Source organism: Halopseudomonas xiamenensis, assembly GCF_014219065.1.
GTDB classification, from domain to species: domain Bacteria; phylum Pseudomonadota; class Gammaproteobacteria; order Pseudomonadales; family Pseudomonadaceae; genus Halopseudomonas; species Halopseudomonas xiamenensis.
Genome location: NZ_JACLGO010000031.1, coordinates 1 through 18,954, shown reverse-complemented (window position 1 = coordinate 18,954; position 18,954 = coordinate 1). Strand labels below are relative to the sequence as shown.

General features: G+C 62.7%; 17 protein-coding genes and 1 pseudogene. 14 read left to right on the top strand and 4 right to left on the bottom strand.

The features are described 5' to 3' along the window. Positions 1-103: 103 nt before the first annotated feature. The 11 genes from H6X51_RS16965 to H6X51_RS16915 all read left to right on the top strand — a co-directional run bounded on the left by H6X51_RS16965 (position 104) and on the right by H6X51_RS16915 (position 12,444). The gene (locus H6X51_RS16965; protein WP_185268656.1) at positions 104-847 is read left to right on the top strand and encodes a murein L,D-transpeptidase catalytic domain family protein; all 744 of its coding nucleotides are present in this window, start codon (positions 104-106) and stop codon (positions 845-847) included. Positions 848-958: 111 nt separating this feature from the next. Continuing rightward, positions 959-3,298 (top strand): methyl-accepting chemotaxis protein, encoded by a 2,340-nt coding sequence (locus tag H6X51_RS16960; protein WP_185268655.1) that lies wholly within the window; start codon positions 959-961, stop codon positions 3,296-3,298. A gap of 86 nt (positions 3,299-3,384) precedes the next feature. Next, positions 3,385-3,930, top strand: a complete 546-nt coding sequence (locus tag H6X51_RS16955; RefSeq protein WP_185268654.1) for a hypothetical protein — start codon at positions 3,385-3,387, stop codon at positions 3,928-3,930. Further along, positions 3,930-4,268 (top strand): winged helix-turn-helix domain-containing protein, encoded by a 339-nt coding sequence (locus H6X51_RS16950; protein WP_185268653.1) that lies wholly within the window; start codon positions 3,930-3,932, stop codon positions 4,266-4,268. Before H6X51_RS16955 ends, H6X51_RS16950 begins: the two co-directional genes overlap by 1 nt. A gap of 44 nt (positions 4,269-4,312) precedes the next feature. Beyond that, positions 4,313-5,179, top strand: a complete 867-nt coding sequence (locus H6X51_RS16945) for a MotA/TolQ/ExbB proton channel family protein (RefSeq protein WP_185268652.1) — start codon at positions 4,313-4,315, stop codon at positions 5,177-5,179. A 1-nt stretch (position 5,180) separates the two neighbouring features. Then, positions 5,181-5,615, top strand: coding sequence for a biopolymer transporter ExbD (locus tag H6X51_RS16940; protein ID WP_185268651.1), 435 nt, complete (start codon positions 5,181-5,183; stop codon positions 5,613-5,615). Next, positions 5,615-6,343 (top strand): energy transducer TonB, encoded by a 729-nt coding sequence (locus H6X51_RS16935; protein ID WP_185268650.1) that lies wholly within the window; start codon positions 5,615-5,617, stop codon positions 6,341-6,343. The genes H6X51_RS16940 and H6X51_RS16935 overlap by 1 nt, the downstream gene beginning before the upstream one ends. 27 nt (positions 6,344-6,370) lie before the next feature. Continuing rightward, the gene (locus H6X51_RS16930) at positions 6,371-8,971 is read left to right on the top strand and encodes an ankyrin repeat domain-containing protein (RefSeq protein WP_185268649.1); all 2,601 of its coding nucleotides are present in this window, start codon (positions 6,371-6,373) and stop codon (positions 8,969-8,971) included. A gap of 59 nt (positions 8,972-9,030) precedes the next feature. Continuing rightward, positions 9,031-10,572 (top strand): phospholipase D family protein, encoded by a 1,542-nt coding sequence (locus H6X51_RS16925; RefSeq protein WP_185268648.1) that lies wholly within the window; start codon positions 9,031-9,033, stop codon positions 10,570-10,572. 71 nt (positions 10,573-10,643) lie between these two features. Beyond that, positions 10,644-11,639 carry an Lnb N-terminal periplasmic domain-containing protein gene (locus H6X51_RS16920; protein ID WP_185268647.1) on the top strand — a complete coding sequence of 332 codons (996 nt, stop codon included), beginning with the start codon at positions 10,644-10,646 and terminating at the stop codon, positions 11,637-11,639. A gap of 88 nt (positions 11,640-11,727) precedes the next feature. After that, positions 11,728-12,444, top strand: a complete 717-nt coding sequence (locus tag H6X51_RS16915; protein ID WP_185268646.1) for a glutamine amidotransferase-related protein — start codon at positions 11,728-11,730, stop codon at positions 12,442-12,444. 9 nt (positions 12,445-12,453) lie between these two features. Here H6X51_RS16915 and H6X51_RS16910 read toward each other — a convergent pair whose 3' ends face one another. Next, complete coding sequence (locus tag H6X51_RS16910) at positions 12,454-13,431, bottom strand: hypothetical protein (protein WP_221627399.1); 978 nt, start codon at positions 13,429-13,431, stop codon at positions 12,454-12,456. Positions 13,432-13,494: 63 nt separating this feature from the next. Between H6X51_RS16910 and arfB the strand changes: the two genes are divergently transcribed. Continuing rightward, positions 13,495-13,908 (top strand): alternative ribosome rescue aminoacyl-tRNA hydrolase ArfB, encoded by a 414-nt coding sequence (gene arfB, locus H6X51_RS16905; RefSeq protein WP_185268645.1) that lies wholly within the window; start codon positions 13,495-13,497, stop codon positions 13,906-13,908. A gap of 6 nt (positions 13,909-13,914) precedes the next feature. Here arfB and H6X51_RS16900 read toward each other — a convergent pair whose 3' ends face one another. Together H6X51_RS16900 and H6X51_RS16895 are read right to left on the bottom strand one after the other, a co-directional pair. Then, positions 13,915-14,769: a PA4780 family RIO1-like protein kinase gene (locus tag H6X51_RS16900; protein ID WP_185268644.1), complete on the bottom strand. Its 855-nt coding sequence runs from the start codon at positions 14,767-14,769 to the stop codon at positions 13,915-13,917. A 75-nt stretch (positions 14,770-14,844) separates the two neighbouring features. Beyond that, positions 14,845-16,062, bottom strand: a complete 1,218-nt coding sequence (locus H6X51_RS16895; RefSeq protein WP_185268643.1) for a serine hydrolase domain-containing protein — start codon at positions 16,060-16,062, stop codon at positions 14,845-14,847. A gap of 176 nt (positions 16,063-16,238) precedes the next feature. On the opposite strand from H6X51_RS16895, the gene H6X51_RS16890 reads away from it, so the two are divergent. Continuing rightward, a complete protein-coding gene (locus tag H6X51_RS16890) occupies positions 16,239-16,616 on the top strand; it encodes a YkgJ family cysteine cluster protein (RefSeq protein WP_185268642.1) in 378 nt (125 codons plus the stop codon). Positions 16,617-16,877: 261 nt separating this feature from the next. Here H6X51_RS16890 and H6X51_RS16885 read toward each other — a convergent pair whose 3' ends face one another. Next, entirely contained in the window at positions 16,878-18,542 is a 1,665-nt protein-coding gene (locus tag H6X51_RS16885; RefSeq protein WP_185268641.1) for an electron transfer flavoprotein-ubiquinone oxidoreductase, read from the bottom strand. Between the two features lie 305 nt (positions 18,543-18,847). Here H6X51_RS16885 and H6X51_RS16880 point away from each other — a divergent pair. Beyond that, a pseudogene (locus H6X51_RS16880) lies at positions 18,848-18,954 on the top strand (electron transfer flavoprotein subunit beta/FixA family protein); the annotation flags it as partial.

Genomic DNA, 18,954 nt, shown 5'->3' with positions numbered 1-18,954 from the left:
AGTATAGGCAAAGCCGCGCGTGGTTTTTCAACGGGGCCGGATAGCGACCTGTTTTTCTACCTTTTTCTTGTTGGCTCATGACTTTTGAGCCGAGGGGTAACCGATGTTGAATTGTCTACGCCGTGCTGGCGTATTGACTGCCGTCTGTCTTGCGTTTGTGGCCGGTTCCGCCGGCGCCATCCAAACCGCCATCACCCATCCGTCTGCTCAACCCCAGCCGCAACAGCAGTTGGTCAGCAGCCTGGCAAGCCAGGCGCCCGACCTGAATCCGCAAGTGTTGCTGACCGCGATATCGGCGATGCAGTGCGCCATCAACAGCGGCGCCGAGCCGGCCAGCCGTCTGGCGGTGATCGACTTTTCCCTGCCATCCACCGAGCAGCGCCTGTGGATCTTCGATCTGCACAGCAAGAGCCTGGTGCTGCAGGACCTGGTGGCGCACGGCCAGGGCTCCGGTGACAATTTTGCCCGCCAGTTCTCCAATGTGGAGGGTAGCCATCAGTCCAGTATCGGCCTGTTCCGCACCCAGGAAAGCTACATGGGCAAGCACGGTTACTCGCTGCGCATGGATGGCCTGGAACCAGGCATCAACGACCTGGCGCGCCAGCGGGCGATCGTCATCCATCCGGCCGACTACGTGGACCCCAGCTGGATCGAGCGCCATGGCCGTATCGGCCGCAGCCACGGCTGCCCGGCGGTACGCCCGGAAGTCGCCAGCATGGTGGTCGATAGCCTCAAGGGCGGCCAGTTCATGTTTTCCTGGTACCCCGACGACCACTGGCTGGCTACTTCCTCCCTGATCAATTGCCCGTCCGGGGACGGCAGCAACATGCTGGCTTCGACCCGCTGAGCGATCCTCCGAACCGGCAACTGGATAATGGCCAGTTGCCGGCTGTCATCATATTGAAACCCCTTTTTCATAACCTGCAACACACCTTCGGTCCTCAGTGTGTTGCCCTCGATGAAGATATCCACCCGCTTGATGCTAGGCTCGTCGCTGCTGACGATCCTGGCTGTCGTCGTTTCCTCCGGGATCACCGGCTGGCTGGCCCTGGATCGCAGCACCGACGCTGTCGGGCGCAGCGTCGAGCAGCAATTCATGGCGGTGGCGGCCGGGCGCCAGGGTAGCGTCAACAGCTTGCTGCAGAGCCATCATGACCTGTTGCTGTCACTGGCCAACAACCGCATGACCCAGGAAGCGATCTACGGCTTCGTGCGTCCCTTCGTTTCCTATCGCTATGAAGTGACTCCACCGAAACTGGATGTGCTGCGCGACAGCATGACCGGCTGGTACGAGCAGCACTACCGACCGTTGTATGAACAGCGCACGCGCGGGCAGACGCCGCCGGTGGCCGAGTGGGTGGCGAATATCCGCCTGGAAGGGCTGCTGCTGCAACAGGCCTACATGGCCAACAATCCCAACCCGGTGGAGCAACTGGGCGCGATGATCGACCCTCAGGATGCGACCATCTACGGCCAGCAGCACCTGCGCTATCAGGAGAGCTTCGCCGAGGTGACCCAGCGCTACGGCTACCATGACCTGATGCTGGTGGATGCCGCCAGCCACGAGGTGATCTACAGCGTCAACAAGGGGCCGGTGTTCGCCACCTCGCTGAAGGACGGACCCTTTGCCCAGTCAGCGCTGGGTGAGCTGCTGGGGCGGATGGCCGCTGAACCCGGGGCAGGGCAGTTCAGCGTCTCGCGCTTCTCGCTGTTCGCCGGGCATTTCGATGAGCAGGTGGTGTTCTTTGGCGTGCCGGTGTACCACCCGGTGTACAGCCCCGAGACGCCGCTGGGTTATCTGGTCGCCCAACTGCCCGCCGAGCGCTTTACCGCGCTGATGAACGCCGATGGCAATTGGCGGGATATCGGCCTGGGTGCCAGCGGCGACGCCTATCTGGTGGCGCCGGATGGGCGCCTGATAACCGAGCCGCGCCCACTGCTGAGCGACCCCGCGCAGGCCATGCGGCAGCTCGATCTCGACACCCAGCAGGCCGCTGTGCAGGCCGCCATTCAGCGCTATCAGGCCCTGAGTGGCCGTTACATCTTCGATAGTCCGGTGGTGCGCAGTGCCGCAGCCGGTGAGTCGGGGCTGGGCCAGGAACTCAACCCCTTCGGTGAACGGGTGCTGATGAGCTGGCAGCCACTGCAGGTCGGCGATGCCACCTTTGCGCTGATCACCGAGCAGTCGCTGGAGGAGAGCTACGGTGCGGTTGCCGACATGCGCAGCGAGATCGTGCTGAGCATCGTACTGGCCGTGGTGATCATGGGCCTGTTGGCGGCGCTGGCTTCCTGGCTGTTGACGCGGATGGTGGCCAACCCGCTGGGCCGATTGTCCGATTCGATCATCGAGATCGTGCACCAGCGTGACATGACCCGCCGCATGCCGGATCGTGGCAATGACGAGATCGGCAGCATTTCCCTGGCGCTCAACCAGTTGTTCGAGACCTTCGCCGGGCTGATTGCACGCCTGCGCTCGACATCGGAGCAGACCGCCGATGCCGCTACGCGCAATGTCAGCACCAGCCAGGATTGCCGGGATGTGGCCCTGCACCAGCGCCAGGCACTGACCGAACTGGATAGCGAGTCCAATGCCCTGCAGGAGTCCATCGGCGAGGTCGCGCGGCTGGTCGGTGAATCCGCCGGCAAGGCGCGCCAGGCTGACCAGAGTGCGGAGCAGGGGCATGATTCGGTATCGCGCGTCAGCCGCATGATCCAGCAACTGGCCGGCGAGGTGACCAGTTCCTGTGACAGCATGCAGGAATTGCAGCAGGCCGCCGGTGATATCGTCTCGGTGCTGGATACCATCGAGGGGATTGCCGAGCAGACCAACCTGCTGGCCCTCAACGCGGCGATCGAGGCGGCCCGGGCCGGGGATCAGGGGCGCGGCTTCGCTGTGGTTGCCGATGAGGTCCGGCGCCTGTCGCGCAGTACCCAGGATGCCACCGGCCAGATCCAGGCGATGCTGGACCGGTTGCGCAGCACCGTCAGCGATGCCGCGCTGGGGCTGGCTCAGGAGCAGGAGACCGCCAGCCAGTGCCTGGAAGGAGCGGCGCAGGCCGAGCAACTGCTGGTGGCGATCCGTGACCAGGTGGCGGATATCACCCGGGCCAGCGGAGCGATCGACAGCGCCATCCTGGAAGAAAGCCAGCGCGCCCAGCGCATGGGGGAAAAGCTCGCCGGTATCCACGTGCAGGCGCAGAACACCGCCGAAGCCATGACCGAACTGACCGCCAATGCGCGAGCCCAGGAAGAGCTGGCCATCCAGGTGCAACAGGCGTCAGCGGAGTTCAAGGTGTGAGCGTAAAAAAGCGGTGAGACAACTATTGATTTTGTATTCTCTGCTGGATAGAGTGCTTTGTATTCTAAAAACAAGAGAAACCTTGCATGCTACCCACTGCCGAAGAGGCCGCCCAGGCCCTGCGTGACATAGCGCTGGTCAAGCACCGGGCTGCCGGCTTTCAGGACTACCAGGCCGAGTCAGGCCAGTTGATTCTCTGGGGCCTGGCCTATGTCGCCGGGTTCGTTCTCACCGCCTGCTTTCGCGACTACATCCTGCCGATATGGATTGCAGTGGTCCTCGTTGCGCTGACCATGGGTATCCGCCTGGCCCGGCGCTCGGGTGCCGGAGCCGAAGTGGCCTGGCGCTATATCGGGGTGATCGGCACCTTCCTGCTGTTCGGCCTGGCGCTGAATCTCGTTTTCTGGCCCCTCTCTCCCGAGCAGAGCGCCATGCTGGCACCGATGTTCCTGGCGGCGCTGTATCTGCTGCGCGGTATTCAGCTGCGCCCGCGCTATACCGTCATCGGCCTGGTGCTGGGTACGCTGTGCCTGGTCGGCTACCTGTTCCTGCTGCCGGTGTTCTGGGCCTGGATGGCGCTGGCCTGTGGCGGAACCCTGATTCTGTCGGGCCTCTGGCTCAGGAGCGGATAATGCAGACGCCCGACGAGATCATCCACCAGCCGGTACGGCTGAAAATCATGGCGGCACTCAACACCCTCGACGCCGGGCAGTGGCTCGAATTCGTTGCCCTGCGCTCCATCGTTCAGGCTACCGATGGCAATCTCGGTGCTCATCTGGCCACGCTGGAAAGCGCGGGATACGTGCTGTTGAAGAAGGATTTCGCGGCCCGCAAGCCGCGTACCCGCGCCTGCCTGAGCAGGGCGGGCCGCGAAGCCTTCCATCGGTATGTGATTGCCCTGCAGGCGATCCTCGCGCCGCAGAACCTTGACGCCGACGCCTGGGACAGCAAACGGGACAGAGGCGAATAGCCGACAGACACCTACGCATACAACAACAATAAGAAGGAAACCCTATGAAAATCGACATCCTCCCATCCTGGCTCGGCCGTTGTCAGGCGGCACTGCGTCTGTTGAGCCTGTTGGCGGTCCTGGCCGTCGGCGTGCTGGCCGGCGGGCTGGTGCTGGCCCAGAGCGACGCCGAATCACCGCCGACCGTGCAACAGCCGGGCACGATTGACAGCCCTGCGCTCATGAGCGAACCGGTGGGAGAGCGTTTCGGCGTACGCGAGATGTTCGTCCAGGCCGACCTGGTGGTGAAGTCGGTGATGATATTCCTGCTGTTCTGTTCACTGCTGACCTGGGCCATCCTGTTCGAGAAGCTGCTGACCTTCGCCGCCGCCAGACGCAGGAACAACCAGTTCCTGGAGCTGTTCCGTGCCGGCGATGCCGCTCACCTGGAGCAGCAGGCCAACCACAGCGCCATCGGCCGCATGTGGCTGGCCGCGCAGACCGAGTTGCGCCACTTCGGCCAGCACCGTGGCAGCCAGGCCAGCGCTGACCAGATCAACCGGCTGCTGCAGCGCATGGCGTTGACGGCGAGCATTGTCCAGGAACGGGATCTGGCTCGCCTGGGTGGCATGATGGGGGTGCTGGCGACCATAGGGGCGACCGCGCCTTTCATTGGCCTGTTCGGCACCGTGTGGGGCATTCTCAACAGTTTCGCCGGCATCGCGACGATGAAGAGCGCCAGTCTGGCGGTGGTCGCACCGGGGATCGCCGAAGCCCTGCTGGCCACGGCGCTGGGACTGTTCGCGGCGATTCCGGCGGTGATGATCTTCAACAAGTTCGCGCGGGACATCAACGGTTTCGTCGGGGCTCTCGACAACTTCTCCGCCGAGCTGCTGGCTTCGGTTTCCCGGCAACTGGACGAGGCGCACTGACATGGGCATCCAGCTGGATTCCGGGCCGACGGTCAAGCGGCACAATTATCAGCAGAACGCCGAGATCAATATCACCCCCTTCGTCGACGTGATACTGGTGCTGCTGATCATCTTCATGGTGGCCGCCCCGTTGGCAACGGTGGATGTACCGGTCGACCTGCCGAGCAATGCCTCGACACCCTCGGCGCCGCCGACCGAGCCGGTGTATATCAGCGTGCAGGCCGACGGCGGTATTTTCGTGCAGGAGCAGGCCGTACCGCTGGGACAACTCGCCAACCTGACGCATGGGGTGACTGCGGGTCAGCTGGAAACCCGACTGTTCCTGCGCGGGGACCAGGCGGTGGAATATGGCGCCCTGATGCGCGTGATGAATGTGCTGCAGAAAGCCGGCTACTCCCGTATCAGCCTGGTCGCCAGCGAAGAGCTGGAACTCTGATGAGTGCCGCCGATGAATACCGGCCATGGACCTGGCCGGTGCGCTTGCTGGTTATCGGTGCGTCGCTGGCATTGCACGCGGCGCTGGTGGCATGGTTGATGAGCAGTCGTTTCAGCCATCCGCCGGTGCAATTGCGCGAGCCGATTGCCGTCGAACTGGTCGAGCTGCCAGTGGAGCCGGAACCTGAGCCGATAATCGAACCGGAACCAGAACCGGAGCCTGAACCAGAAACCGAGCCGGAACCCGAGCCTGCGCCAAAGCCGGCTCCCCCCAGGCCGGTGCAACGAACAGCACCCGCGGCCGCCCCAGCACAGCCCGCGGGTCCGCCAGTGCATACCTTTGGTGCCAACCAGGACTGGGCGCCACCGCCAGCACCGCCGACGTCGACCCCGGCAGCCACGCGTGGCCGGCCAGTGCCCTCGGCCTATGCCGACACGGTGAAGAGCCGGGTAACGGCCAACCTGAAACGGCCGGAAGGTTCGGTATACAAGCCACCACCGGGATACAAGGGCGATCCGAACGACTTCAAGCGCCAGTGCTACATTCCCTACGAAATTACCGTGGATGCCACTGGCCGCATGCTGAGCTATGTCATCGATCGCTGCGGCGACGAGCTGCTGGATGCGGCCGCCGAGCAGGCTGTGCGTAGCGCCGGGCCATTTCCTCCACCGCCCAACCAGGGCGCGGAACAATACGTCATCTACGGCACAGCGATATTCATCAAATAACAACGATCCCGGAAAGGACAGAACACCATGCCGGTAAAACTACCTTGCTCTTCCGTTCTGCTGCTCAGCGCTGCGCTGCTTGCCGGCTGTGCAGCACCGGTGCCGCCCAAGCCACCGATCGACACCACGCCCAAGGCCCGCCAACCGCTTTTGCAGACACGCGCCAGTTTCGATTGCAGTGGCGCCTTGCCGGCGGTACATCGGCAGATCTGTGCCGATGATGCGCTGGCCCGACTGGACAAGGAGCTGGTAGCGCATCAGCATCGCCTGCAGCAGGAACTGGACCCCGTCGGCAGCCTGCTGCTGGCGGCCAATCACCGGCAGTGGCTGTTGAGTCGTGGCGAGCTGTGCAGCATCGCTGCTGAGCCCGATGCGCAATCCCAGGCCTGCCTGACGGGGCTCTATCGCAAGCGCAGCCGCGAGCTGGAGGGCTGGCGGATACCGCAGCCGGTCAGCAATACCGGTGCGCACGCGCTGTCCAGTTATGCCGAGTACCGTCTGGTGGACAATCGCGCCAGCGGGCTCTGCGAGCCATTGGAGCAGGAGCTGAACCGGGACCTGCGCAGCAACGGCGAACCCTCGCCGGCGCGCCTGTCCGGGGTCGGCCTGCTGGCGGGTAGCCACGCGGACGTGGCCAACGCCAGCGTGGACGGGCGGGAGGTAAGAGTCGAGCTGTACAACGCCGGCTTGTACGCCGGTTATCAGATCCGCGCCCGGGGCATGAGTATCGATGGCAAGCCGTTGCTGGATGACGCCACGCTGGCGCACTGGATTGCCGAGCAGCCGAACTATGGCGGACGCGCTCATGCCGCCTCGTCGCAGACCGGCGATTACGGTTCCATCGATGTTTTCCAGCGTGCCGGGCGCACTCATGTACTGGTCAACGAAACCTGGGGCTTCCATTCACCGGCGGCACGGGGTGAGTCGGCCTATGCCGGCCTTTATCAGTTGGCCGGCGCCACCCTGCAGCCGCTGTGCCTGTATCAGACCTACCTGACACCACCGCGTACCAATACCCTGGCCGGGCTTTCCGTCTATGCGCAGCTGCAGGCCGGACTCGAGGATATCGTCGGCCATCCCTTGCCCGGTATGGCGCAGCATGAGCGACGGGATGACTTCCAGGGTTGGAAGGAACAGCAATGGACACTGCTCAATCTACCGCTGTTGGGCGTTGATGCTCTGTCCCGCCACGGCCACGAAGCGGTATTGCGACAGCGTCATGATCGGGCACTGGAGGGGTTGTTCGACTGGTCCGAACGTAACCTGAACAACAAGCAGGCCTATCGCCGCCTGTTGCCGATGCTGCAACCAGCCCAACAGGAACTCCGGCAACTGTTCACCGGCCAGGGGCTGGATGACCGGGATGCTGATGTCGCTGCCGACCTGTTGCTGCATGCAACCTTGGCGCGAGCGGTGGAAAGCCTGGCTGCGCCGAGCCAGCCGGTGCAGCTGCCGAGTCCGCCCCCAGCCGCCTGGCAACCCCGCTACGCCATCGCTCCGGCGCCGGGGGACCTGGAGCGTGGGCGCCAGTTTGCCACCCTGCACAGCGTGCTGCTCAACAACGCCCCGGCCAATGTGGTGGCGGACTTCATCGCCTATGAATCCGCTAGCCGTGGCGAGCAATGGGGGCGTGGACCGGATGGCGACCCGGCCGCCGCCGCGGCGGTGATGCAGCCCGATAATCTGCAATTGTTGCTCGGGGCCGGTATCGATCCCGAGCAGCACAACCGCTGGGACAAGACCGCCTTGATGAGCGCGGCTGAGCACAACCAACCACGGAGTGTGGCCTTGCTCCTGCAACATGGTGCCAATGTGCACCGGCGTACCCGGCAGCAGATGGGTATGGGGATCGGCGGGCTGGAGCGCCGTGAGGCGGAGCAGGGCAGACAGACAGCGCTGCTGCTGGCTGCTGCACACGCCGGGGAGGAGACCCTGCAACTGCTACTGGAGGCCGGCGCCGCGCGCCAGGCCTGGGAGGGCTATGATCGCCAGGTATGCACCGCCCTGCAAGCCAACGCGGAGCTGGCGAGCGCCGAGCGGGAGCGCTTGCAGGGGCTATTGTGTGGCACCTATGCCGCATTGCCGGCGGCCGAACGCGAGCAGCTGGATGTACGCCGCGGCGATGTACTGCCGTACCGGCTCGACGGGGTGGAGTATCGCGTCAGCCTGCGGCAACGGCCTGCTTCTTCATTGTTCGGGCGGACATTGCAGAGCACGCCGGACAAGCTGGATCAGCAGGTGCGTAGCCTGGCGGTGAAGGTGGGGACCGCCGCCGTGCGCCGTGGTCATATGCAACTGACCGGCCCACTGACCCTGTACGCCCCGGACCTGGCCGCCAACTCGGCGACTGAGGTGCAACTGTATCTCGGCTATCCGGTTTCCAGCGGAGCCGGGCACGTGGCCGGCTACAGCGTGCTCAACCAGCCTGCCACGCAGATACTCAGCGTACGTTTCGACACCGAGCGCAACGACAGCGTCGGCACCTGGCGGGCCTTGACCGCCGCTGCGCGCGAGCAGGGACTGGTGCCGGCCAACCAGGGGTTCATCGTCGTGCATACCCGTGGCGGGCGGGCTACCGAGTACCAACTGGTGGTAACTGATCCTGCAGCGAATGGAGGCGCTGACTAACCCCTGCAGCCAACCGGCTGCTAGACTTGCGCTGTTGGCAATCGAGGATGACGGGCAGGGTGAGAACAGCTCTCTGGAAGGCGCTATGGTTGGTCTGGCTGGCAGTGGCCCTGGCAGGCTGTGCCAGCTCGTTGCCGGTGCAGGACCTGCCGCCAAGCTATGCGGTGCGCCCCGATCTGGATTCCGAGATCGGCCGCTATGTCCGTGACCATCAGCCGGAGGATAGCGCCGGGCTATCCGGCTTCACCCTGGTGCAGACCGGTACCGATGCCCTGGCCGCGCGCCTGGCGATGATCGACCGGGCCGAGCGCAGCCTGGACCTGCAGTATTACATCTACCGTGGCGACGTGACCGGCGGGCTGATTGCCGAGCGCCTGCTCAGTGCCGCCGACCGGGGCGTGCGGGTGCGCCTGCTGCTGGATGATATCGGCAGCGGCCTGCGCGACTTCGACGTGGCCACGCTGAATCACCATCCCAATATCGAGGTCAAGCTGTTCAATCCGGTTACCCTGCGCGGCAAGGTACTCAAGTATTTCAGCAAGATCGGCGAATTCGGTCGTATCAACTACCGCATGCACAACAAGCTGATGGCGGTCGACAGCCAGATGTTCATCACCGGTGGGCGCAATATCGGCGATGAGTATTTCTCCCTCAGCGTCATGGACTTCCAGGACATCGATATTCTCGGCATGGGCCGCATCACCCGGGAGGTGATGCGCAGTTTCGACGACTACTGGAATGCCAACGAGGCAGTGCCGGTGGAAAGCCTGTTCCGCCGCCCAGGCAAGCAGGCGGTGGTCAAGCTGCGCAAGCAGCTGAAGGCGCTCAGGCAGCGCCACAATGGTGGCACCTACCTGCAGGCGGTGGCCGACTCGCCCTTTACCCGGGCGCTGCACGACGACCGCATCGTCTGGCATTGGGGCGAGGCCGAGTGGCTGACCGACCCGCCGACCAAGGCCGACCCGGGACATGAGACCAACCAGGTGCCGATCCTGGCCCGCAAGCTGGTCCGCCATGCCCGTGACAGCGAACGCGAGCTGCTGCTGATGTCGGCGTATTTCATTCCCGGCTCGCGCGGCGAGGTGTTTCTGATCGACCTGGTAGAGCACGGGGTGGATGTCCGGGTGTTGACCAACTCGCTGGCCACCACCGACGTGCTTGCCGTGCACAGCGGCTACGCCAGCTACCGCAGACCACTGCTCAGGGGTGGCGTGCGACTCTGGGAGCTGCGCAGGCAGGCCACGCAGCAGGAGCGGACCAGCACCTTCCTCGGCGAATCCCAGGCCAGCCTGCACGCCAAGGCCTTCGTCTTCGATCGCGAGAAGGTATTCGTCGGCTCGGTCAATCTGGACCCACGCTCGATCGTGCTCAATACCGAGGCCGGGGTGCTGGTGCACCAGCCCGCCCTGGCGGAGTCGGTGGCCGAGCTGTTCCGTCACTGGACCTCAGAGGATTTCTCCTTCGAACTGGTGCTCGATGACAACGACCAGCTGCGTTGGCAGATCGACGGGCAAAGCTGGGACAGTGAGCCCGAGGCCAGCCGCTTCCGCCGTGGTGCGGCGTGGTTTCTCGGCTGGCTGCCGATAGAAGGGCAGCTGTAGCCAAACCCTGTGGGTTGCGATGAAGCGCTGGCAACCCCTAGGATGAACGAAACTTTTCTCACAGGTCACGCATGCTTCGAACCTCTCTGCTCTCCCTGGCCAGTCTGATCATGATTCTCAGCAGCATCTGGGCGTTGTTTGCCCTGTGGTTCCAGGCCCCGGGTGGCATATGGGGACGGATCGGCCTCGGCGGGCTGTGGTTGCTGTGTCTGGCCGGGCTGCTGTACTGGCTCTGGTCCAGCACAAGCTGGTGGTATGGGCTGCTGGGCTACCTTGCCCTGTTCGCCGTGCTGGGCTGGTGGTGGGCGAGTATCGAGCCGAGCAATCATCGGGACTGGGCTGACGACCTGGCACACATCAGTACCGGTGAGCTGGATGCCGACCAGGTCAGGCTGGACAATGTGCGCAACTTCGACTGGCGCAGCCAGGAGGATTACGATATCCGCTGGGAAAGCCGCGACTACGACCTGTCGCGCCTCAACTCGGTGGACATGATCACCTCCAACTGGGGGCTGGCGCCCATTTCCCATGTGCTGGTGTCCTTCGGCTTCGATGATGGTGAGCACCTGGTGTTCTCGGTGGAAATCCGCCGTGAACGGCATGAGACGTTCTCCGAGCTGGGCGGTTTCTTCAAGCAGTTCGAGCTGAGCATCATCGCCGCCGATGAGCGCGATATAGTGCGGGTGCGCAGCAACGTGCGCGGTGAGGAGCTGGGGCTGTACCGCATCAATCTCAGCCCCGACGATGCCCGTGAGCTGTTTCGCTCCTTCGTCCTGCAGTCCAACCAGTTGGCCGAACACCCGCGTTTCTACCATACGGTCACCGGCAACTGCACCACCATCGTGTTCTCGATGATGAAGCAGATCGTCAACGGCCTGCCGCTGGACTACCGGCTGCTGCTGACCGGCTATCTGCCGGCCTATGTCCATGAGGTCGGGGGCATGCAGCCGGACCTGTCGCTGGAGGAGTTGCAGCGCCGTGGCCGGATCACCCAGCGCGCGCTGGATGCCGGTGATGATGCGGATTTCTCGGCACTGATTCGCCAGGGTGTGCCGGGCTGGGAATGAGACCCGGTTGATCCTGCAGACGGGACGGCATATCTTTTGCTTCATATCGCCAGCCGCAATGGGCGGATTCAACCAGTGAGGTGAGAAGGTGAAGATCGGTATTTTGCAGTGTGATGACGTCAAACGCAGTTTGCAGGCCGCGTATGGCAACTATCCGCAGATGTTTTCCGAGCTGTTGCGCGAGCTGCTGCCGGACTGCGAGCTACCGGTCTATCGCGTGCTGGATGGGCAATTGCCCGCCGACGCCAGCGCCTGCGATGCCTGGCTGATCACCGGCAGCAAGTTCGGCGTGAACGATGATCTGCCCTGGATTGAAGCACTGTGCGAGTTCGTGCGCACCTTATGGGAGCAGAAAGTCCCGCTGATCGGGGTGTGTTTCGGGCACCAGTTGATGGCCCGCGCGCTCGGCGGTAGCGTGCGCCAGTCGGAGAAGGGCTGGGGTGTGGGCTTGTCGTTCAACCAGGTGATCGAGCGCAAGTCCTGGATGCAACCCTTCCAGGAGCACCTGGATCTGCTGGTCAGTCATCAGGACCAGGTGGTGATCCTGCCGCCCCAGGCCGAGGTACTGGCCAGCAGCGAGTTCTGCCCCTATTACCTGATCCAGTATGGCGACTGCTTCCTCAGCGTGCAGGGCCATCCGGAGTTCTGCAAGGACTATTGCCGGGACCTGATGACCCTGCGCGAGCTGACCTTGCCACCGGCGCGCCTGCGCGCCGGCATGGCCTCGCTCAGCGCCGAGGCGGATAGTGCATTGATGATGCGCTGGATCGTCAGCTTCCTGCAGCAGGCATTGCCGGGCAGGTGAGGGCGGACGTCAGCGCCTGACCACATCGCCCTGGAAGAACATCTCCAGGCGCAAGGTAACTCCCCAGCGCGGATCGAAGTTGGTGTCGCGATGGAAATGCAGCTCCGGGATCAGATCGGCGTAGAGGATGTTGCGGTGCAGGTTGCGGCGATACAACGTCTGCAGATAGTAGTCGTTGATCCGTGGGTTGGAGGCGCTGTTGCCCACCACCACCGCGGCGTAGCGGATGACGCTGCGCCGTCCGAGCACCTGATGCACGGCGGCGGTCTCGGAAAACTCCAGGGTGTCTTCCTCTTCCTGCCACTGCACGTTGGTGACGAAACGCAGGTGGCGCACATCGTCCAGCGGCCGGCCGAAATCCCAGCGGGTGCGGGCGAAGTAGCCGTCGCTGTTGAACCATGACACCCGGTTCTCCGAAGCCAGTTGCCAGGGGCCATCGCCGAGCTGCCAAAGACGTTCGGCGTCGAAGCGCAGGTAGGGGTCGAGCGGCAGGCGGAACTTGACCCCGGCACCGAACTTGGTATCCCAGTTGCGCGCCCAGTCCTTGCCGCTGAGCCGGCTCAGGCCGATGACGGTATTACCCGGGTCCCGATCATCGTTGCGCAGCCGTTGCGAGCCCTGCTCGGCCAGGGTGCCCTGAGTCTCTTCCGGGTCGCTTTCGATGATCAGTCGCAGCCGTTCCTCGGTGGTCGGCAGGTCCAGCTTGAAACGGATGCCCGGATCGGCACTGAAGCCTTCGCCTTCCTCCCACTGGAACTCCTGGCTGAGGCGGATATAGGACTTGTTGCTGGTGTTGAGGTGGTCATCGGTACCGAAGAAGCCATCGATATTACGCGAGGTGTTGCTGACCCAACGTGAGACCCGATCGTGCAGCGGCGTGATGCGATCGATGGTCCACTGCGGCAGGTCGCTGTCGTCCGTCGCCTCCTGTGCCTGGATGTGGAATGCCGCCACCAGCAGGATCACCGCCATTCCTTTGTTCATCATTGTTTTTCTCCTGTACCCTTGCCCGCAGTATAGCCAGCAAAGCGCAGCGGAGGAGAAGGGGGAGTGATCAGATTGTCAGCAGCGGTCGAACTGGATGAAAACGACCTGGAGTTCACGGCCATCCGCGCCCAGGGAGCCGGTGGCCAGAACGTCAACAAGGTGTCCAGCGCCATCCATCTGCGCTTCGATATCCGGGCTTCGAGTCTTCCCGATTTCTACAAGGAGCGGCTGTTGCAGTTCAAGGATCAGCGCATCAGCAAGGAAGGGATAGTGGTGATCAAGGCACAGCAGTATCGGACCCAGGAAAAGAACCGGGAAGACGCCATCGAGCGTCTGGTGCAACTGATCCAGGCGGCCACGGTGGTCGAAAAAACACGCCGCCCGACCAAGGCGACCAGGAGTTCGCAGAAGCGGCGTATGGACAGCAAGACCCAGCGCGGCAAGATCAAGGCCCTGCGCGGCCGGGTCGAGGACTGAGCCAGGTCATTCCTGATTGGCTTGCCTGATACGTTCCAGACGTTCTTCCTCCTCAGCCTGGGCAGCCTTGATTTCGGCCACCACCGAGTCCACGTCTGCGGCCTCGTCGCTTTCGGCGAACTGTCCCGTGAGAGGGGTGTCCGGGGTCAGCTTGCCCTCCTCATAAAGTGCCCACATCTCCTTGGCGTAGCCTGTGCCCAATAGCTCGGGAGCGTACTGGCCATAGTAGAGCGACATATTGGCGACGTCCCGCTGCAGCATGGAGAAGGCGTTGTTGTTGGCAGCGGCATCCACCGCCTGGGGCAGGTCGATGATGACCGGACCGTGCTCATCGACCAGTACGTTGAACTCGGACAGGTCCCCGTGTACGAGTCCTTCGCAGAGCATGCGCTTGACGAACTCCATGACCAGCGCGTGATGCTCGACGGCCCGCTCCGCGGACATGACGACATCATTCAGACGCGGTGCTACCAGACCTTGCTCGTCGGTGACCAGCTCCATCAACAACACACCATCAAAACAACCGTAGGGCACCGGCACGCGGACCCCGGCGGCAGCGAGCCGGAAGAGAGCATCCACCTCGGCGTTCTGCCAGGTACTTTCCTGCTGCTCACGGCCGAACCTGGAACCCTTCGCCATGGCGCGTGCCCGGCGGGTGTTGCGTACCTTGCGGCCTTCCTGATAAAGCGCTGCCTGTTTGAAGCTGCGCTTGTCTGCCTCCTTGTAGACCTTGGCGCAGCGGATCGCATCACCACAGCGCACAACGTATACGGCAGCTTCCTTGCCGCTCATCAATGGGCGGATGACTTCATCGACGAGTCCATCATCGACCAGGGGTTGTATTCGTCGGGGTATTTTCATAGCGCTCTTATACCCTGATCGGCGGCTTTTATCAGCCCCGAGTTGTCGTTTCGCACCGGCTGCCTGTCATTGCAGTCAATCAACCAGCGCTGCATTGACCAGGGCGCGCAGTTCCTGGCGGACCGGGTAACTGGAGGAGGGTATCAACTGGGTCATGAAGATCACGATCAGGTCTTCCACCGGATCGATGAAGAAGGTCGTTCCCGCCATGCCGCCCCAGCCGTATTCCCCCGGCGACCCGATGGCCTGGGACTTGGCTATGTCGGTCTTCACCGCAAAACCCAGCCCGAAACCCGAGCCCTCGTAGGGCGTCTCGCTGAAGCCGCCGGTGGATACCGAGGGTAGGTCGGTATTGCCCGGCAGATGATTGAGGCGCATGAACTCCAGGGTCTTGCGGCCGATGATGCGCGCACCATCCAGCTCGCCACCATTGGCCAGAGCCTGGGCGAAGCGGTAGTAGTCACCGATACTCGAGACCAGCCCGCCGCCGCCTGACAGATAGCCATGGCGCCGGGAGAAATGCGACGCCTGTGGATCATCCTGCAGCTCGAAGGCATCGCCGGGCTGGTACTGGTAGCAGGCGGCGAAGCGCGACAGCTTGCTGGCTGGCACGGTAAAGAAGGTGTCCTCCATGCCCAGCGGCCGAAACACATGCGTGGCGAAATAGTCATCCAGCGGCTTGCCGGACAGCAGTTGGACCAGATAGCCACACACATCCGTCGCCAGGGAGTAGTTCCAGGCGCTGCCGGGGGAAAACTCCAGGGGCAGGCGGGACAGTTCGTCGATCAGGCTTTCCAGCGTCAGGCCCGAATGACCGTCCAGCTTGAGCTGCCGGTAGGCGGCATCCACATTGGTCCTGCAGGAGAAGCCATAGCTCAGGCCAGCCTGGTGGGTCAGCAGGTCGCGAATGGTCATGGCCCGCGCCGCCGGCGTGGTAACGAACTGCGGATAGACGCCGGACTTGTATACCTGCAGGTTGCGCCAGGACGGGATGTACTTGTGGACCGGGTCATCGAGCAGGAAACGCCCCTGCTCATACAGTTGCATCAGGGCAATGGAGGTGACCGGCTTGGTCATCGAGTAGATACGGAACAGGGTGTCCAGCGCGGCGGGATGGGCACGTTCCACATCCATCAGCCCCTGGGCCCGCTGCCACACCACCTGACCGTGACGGGCCACCAGGGTGACGGCGCAGGGCAACTTGCCGGGGGCGAGATAGTTGCTTTCCATATGATCGGCGATGCGGTTGAGGCGCTGCAGATCCATGCCGGCGATAGTGGGGGAGTCAGACATCAGGGTCTCCGAGGCTCATGAAGCGGAACAGGTATGCGGATAGTAACGCGAAAGCAGCAGAACCGCCGTTACGCGCCGTTAAAAATTTCTCCGGATTTTTTTATCCGCCTACTTGTGGAAGGGACCACAACAGGCGTAAAAATCTTCCGCAGAAACCGAATGAGGATTGCCATGCGATGAGCGAGTTTTCACCCTGCCTGGACTGCGGTGCATGCTGTTCCACCTTCAGGGTTTCCTTCTATTGGGGGGAGAGTGACAGTGCGCCCGGTGGAATGGTGCCCGACCGCCTGATTGAGCAGGTAACGCCACACCTGAGCTGCATGCAGGGCACCAATCAGCCCCAGCCACGTTGTGTTGCACTGATGGGCGAGGTGGGTGATGCAGTGCGCTGCAGCATCTACGAAAAACGCTCCAGCACCTGCCGCGAGTTTCCCTACCATGGCGAAAACGGCCAGGCCAGCCCCGAGTGCCAGCGCGCCAGGGCCTTGCACGGCCTGCCGCCGTTGCCATCGAATCCGCAAGGGCCGGGGCAGGAACCGCCCGTCGCGGCCTGACGCGAAAGTGCCATATCATCTGGCTGGCCTGGCGGCCAGCTATCGCGGCGAGGCGCCGCTCCTACAGCGCGGTGCTAGTCTTTGGTGGGAGCAGCGCCTCGCCGCGATAGCGGAATAACAGACAAACACCAAAAATGGCCGGGAGCCATTTTTGACGCCACGCAGTGGCGGCCCGAAGGGTGGCCGCCAGGGACGGCAGGCCACAAAAAAGCCCCGACAGATCACTCTGCCGGGGCTTTTCGGTTGCGCAGCGCGCCGAACTTACATATTGGGATAGTTCGGTCCGCCAGTCCCTTCCGGCGCTACCCAGTTGATGTTCTGGGCAGGGTCCTTGATGTCGCAGGTCTTGCAGTGCACGCAGTTCTGCGCGTTGATCTGGAAGCGCTTGCTGCCGTCATCGTTGCTCACTACCTCGTACACACCAGCCGGGCAGTAACGCTGGGCTGGCTCGTCGTACAGCGGCAGGTTCTGCTCGATCGGAATGCTCGGGTCCTTCAGCTGCAGGTGAACCGGCTGGTCTTCCTCATGGTTGGTATTGGACAGGAATACCGAGGACAGCTTGTCGAAGCTGAGCACGCCATCGGGCTTCGGATAGGCGATCTTCGGTGCCTCGGAAGCTTTCTTCAGCTGCGCATGATCCGGCTTGGTGTCGTGCAGGGTGAGCGGAATCTTGCCGCCAAACCAGTTCTGGTCGACATAGTTGAACGCACCGCCGAGCAGAGCGCCGAACTTGTGGATGGCCGGGCCGAAGTTACGCGAACGGAACAGCTCGTCATACAGCCAGCTGGACTTGAAGCTGTCCACATAACCGGTCAGCTCGTCGCCACCTTCACGGCCGGCCTTCAGGGCCTCGACGACCGCATCGGCGGCCAGCATGCCGGACTTCATGGCAGTGTGGCTGCCCTTGATCTTGGCGAAGTTCAGCGTACCCAGGTCGCAACCGATCAGCGCGCCGCCGGGGAAGACCATTTTCGGCAGCGAGTTCAGGCCACCCTTGCAGATGGCGCGTGCGCCGTAGGAAACACGCTTGCCGCCTTCCAGGTACTGCTTGATCACCGGGTGATGCTTGTAGCGCTGGAATTCGTCGAACGGTGACAGATGCGGGTTGCTGTAGGACAGGTCGATGATCAGACCCACTACCACCTGGTTGTTCTCGATGTGATAGAGGAAGGAACCACCGGTATTCTGGTTGCCGGTGATATCCAGCGGCCAGCCGGCGGTGTGCACCACCAGGCCTTGCTCATGCTTGGCCGGATCGATATCCCAGATTTCCTTGATGCCGATACCATAATGCTGGGCGTCAGCTTCGGAGGCCAGGTCATAGCGCTTGATCAGCTGCTTGCCGATGTGCCCACGGCAGCCTTCGGCGAACAGGGTGTACTTGGCGCGCAGCTCCATGCCAGGGGTATAGAAGCCTTCCTTCGGGTTGCCTTCACGATCGACACCCAGGTCGCCGGTCAGGATGCCGCGGACCACGCCGTTCTCATCGATCAGCGCTTCCTGGGCAGCGAAGCCGGGGTAGACTTCCACGCCCAGGTTCTCCGCCTGCTGGGCCAGCCAGCGGCACAGGTTGCCCAGGGAGATGATGTAGTTGCCTTCGTTGTGCATGGTTTTCGGCACGAACATGTCAGGCAGCTTGGTGGATTTTTCTTCGCTGGTCAGCATATAGATGTCGTCACGCTTGACCGGCGTGTTCAGCGGAGCGCCAAGCTCTTTCCAGTCGGGAAACAGCTCCTCCAGGGCGCGGGGCTCGAACACCGCACCGGACAGAATGTGGGCACCGACTTCGGAGCCTTTTTCCACGACACAGACGCTGATCTCCTGACCGGCGTCGGCTGCTTGCTGTTTGATGCGGCAGGCGGCGGACAGGCCGGCTGGGCCTGCCCCCACGATGACGACATCAAACTCCATGAATTCGCGTTCCACTGTTTTTATCTCCACTCTCAGGCTGTATCGAAAATCGCTTTATCTTGAGATCTTCCGTGAATGCATAGCGGCGCATTATATCAATCGCTTCTCTGCAAACCAGTGTAAAGATGTAAAGTTGCCATTTTTTCAATACGACTTTTGCTGCATGGCTATTGACCCACCAGTACAGCCTCGGCATGATAAGGGGCTTTACGAAAAGCGCACTTTGGTCTTTTTGTGACTATAGGTGATTGTGCGGTCACTTTTCAAGACAGGCTTCGCCTGCAGTTACGCGACAACTACGCGACAAGAATGAGGTAACCATGAAGGTATTAGTAGCGGTTAAGCGAGTCGTTGACTACAACGTCAAGGTTCGCGTCAAGGCGGACAACAGCGGTGTCGACCTCGCCAACGTCAAGATGTCCATGAA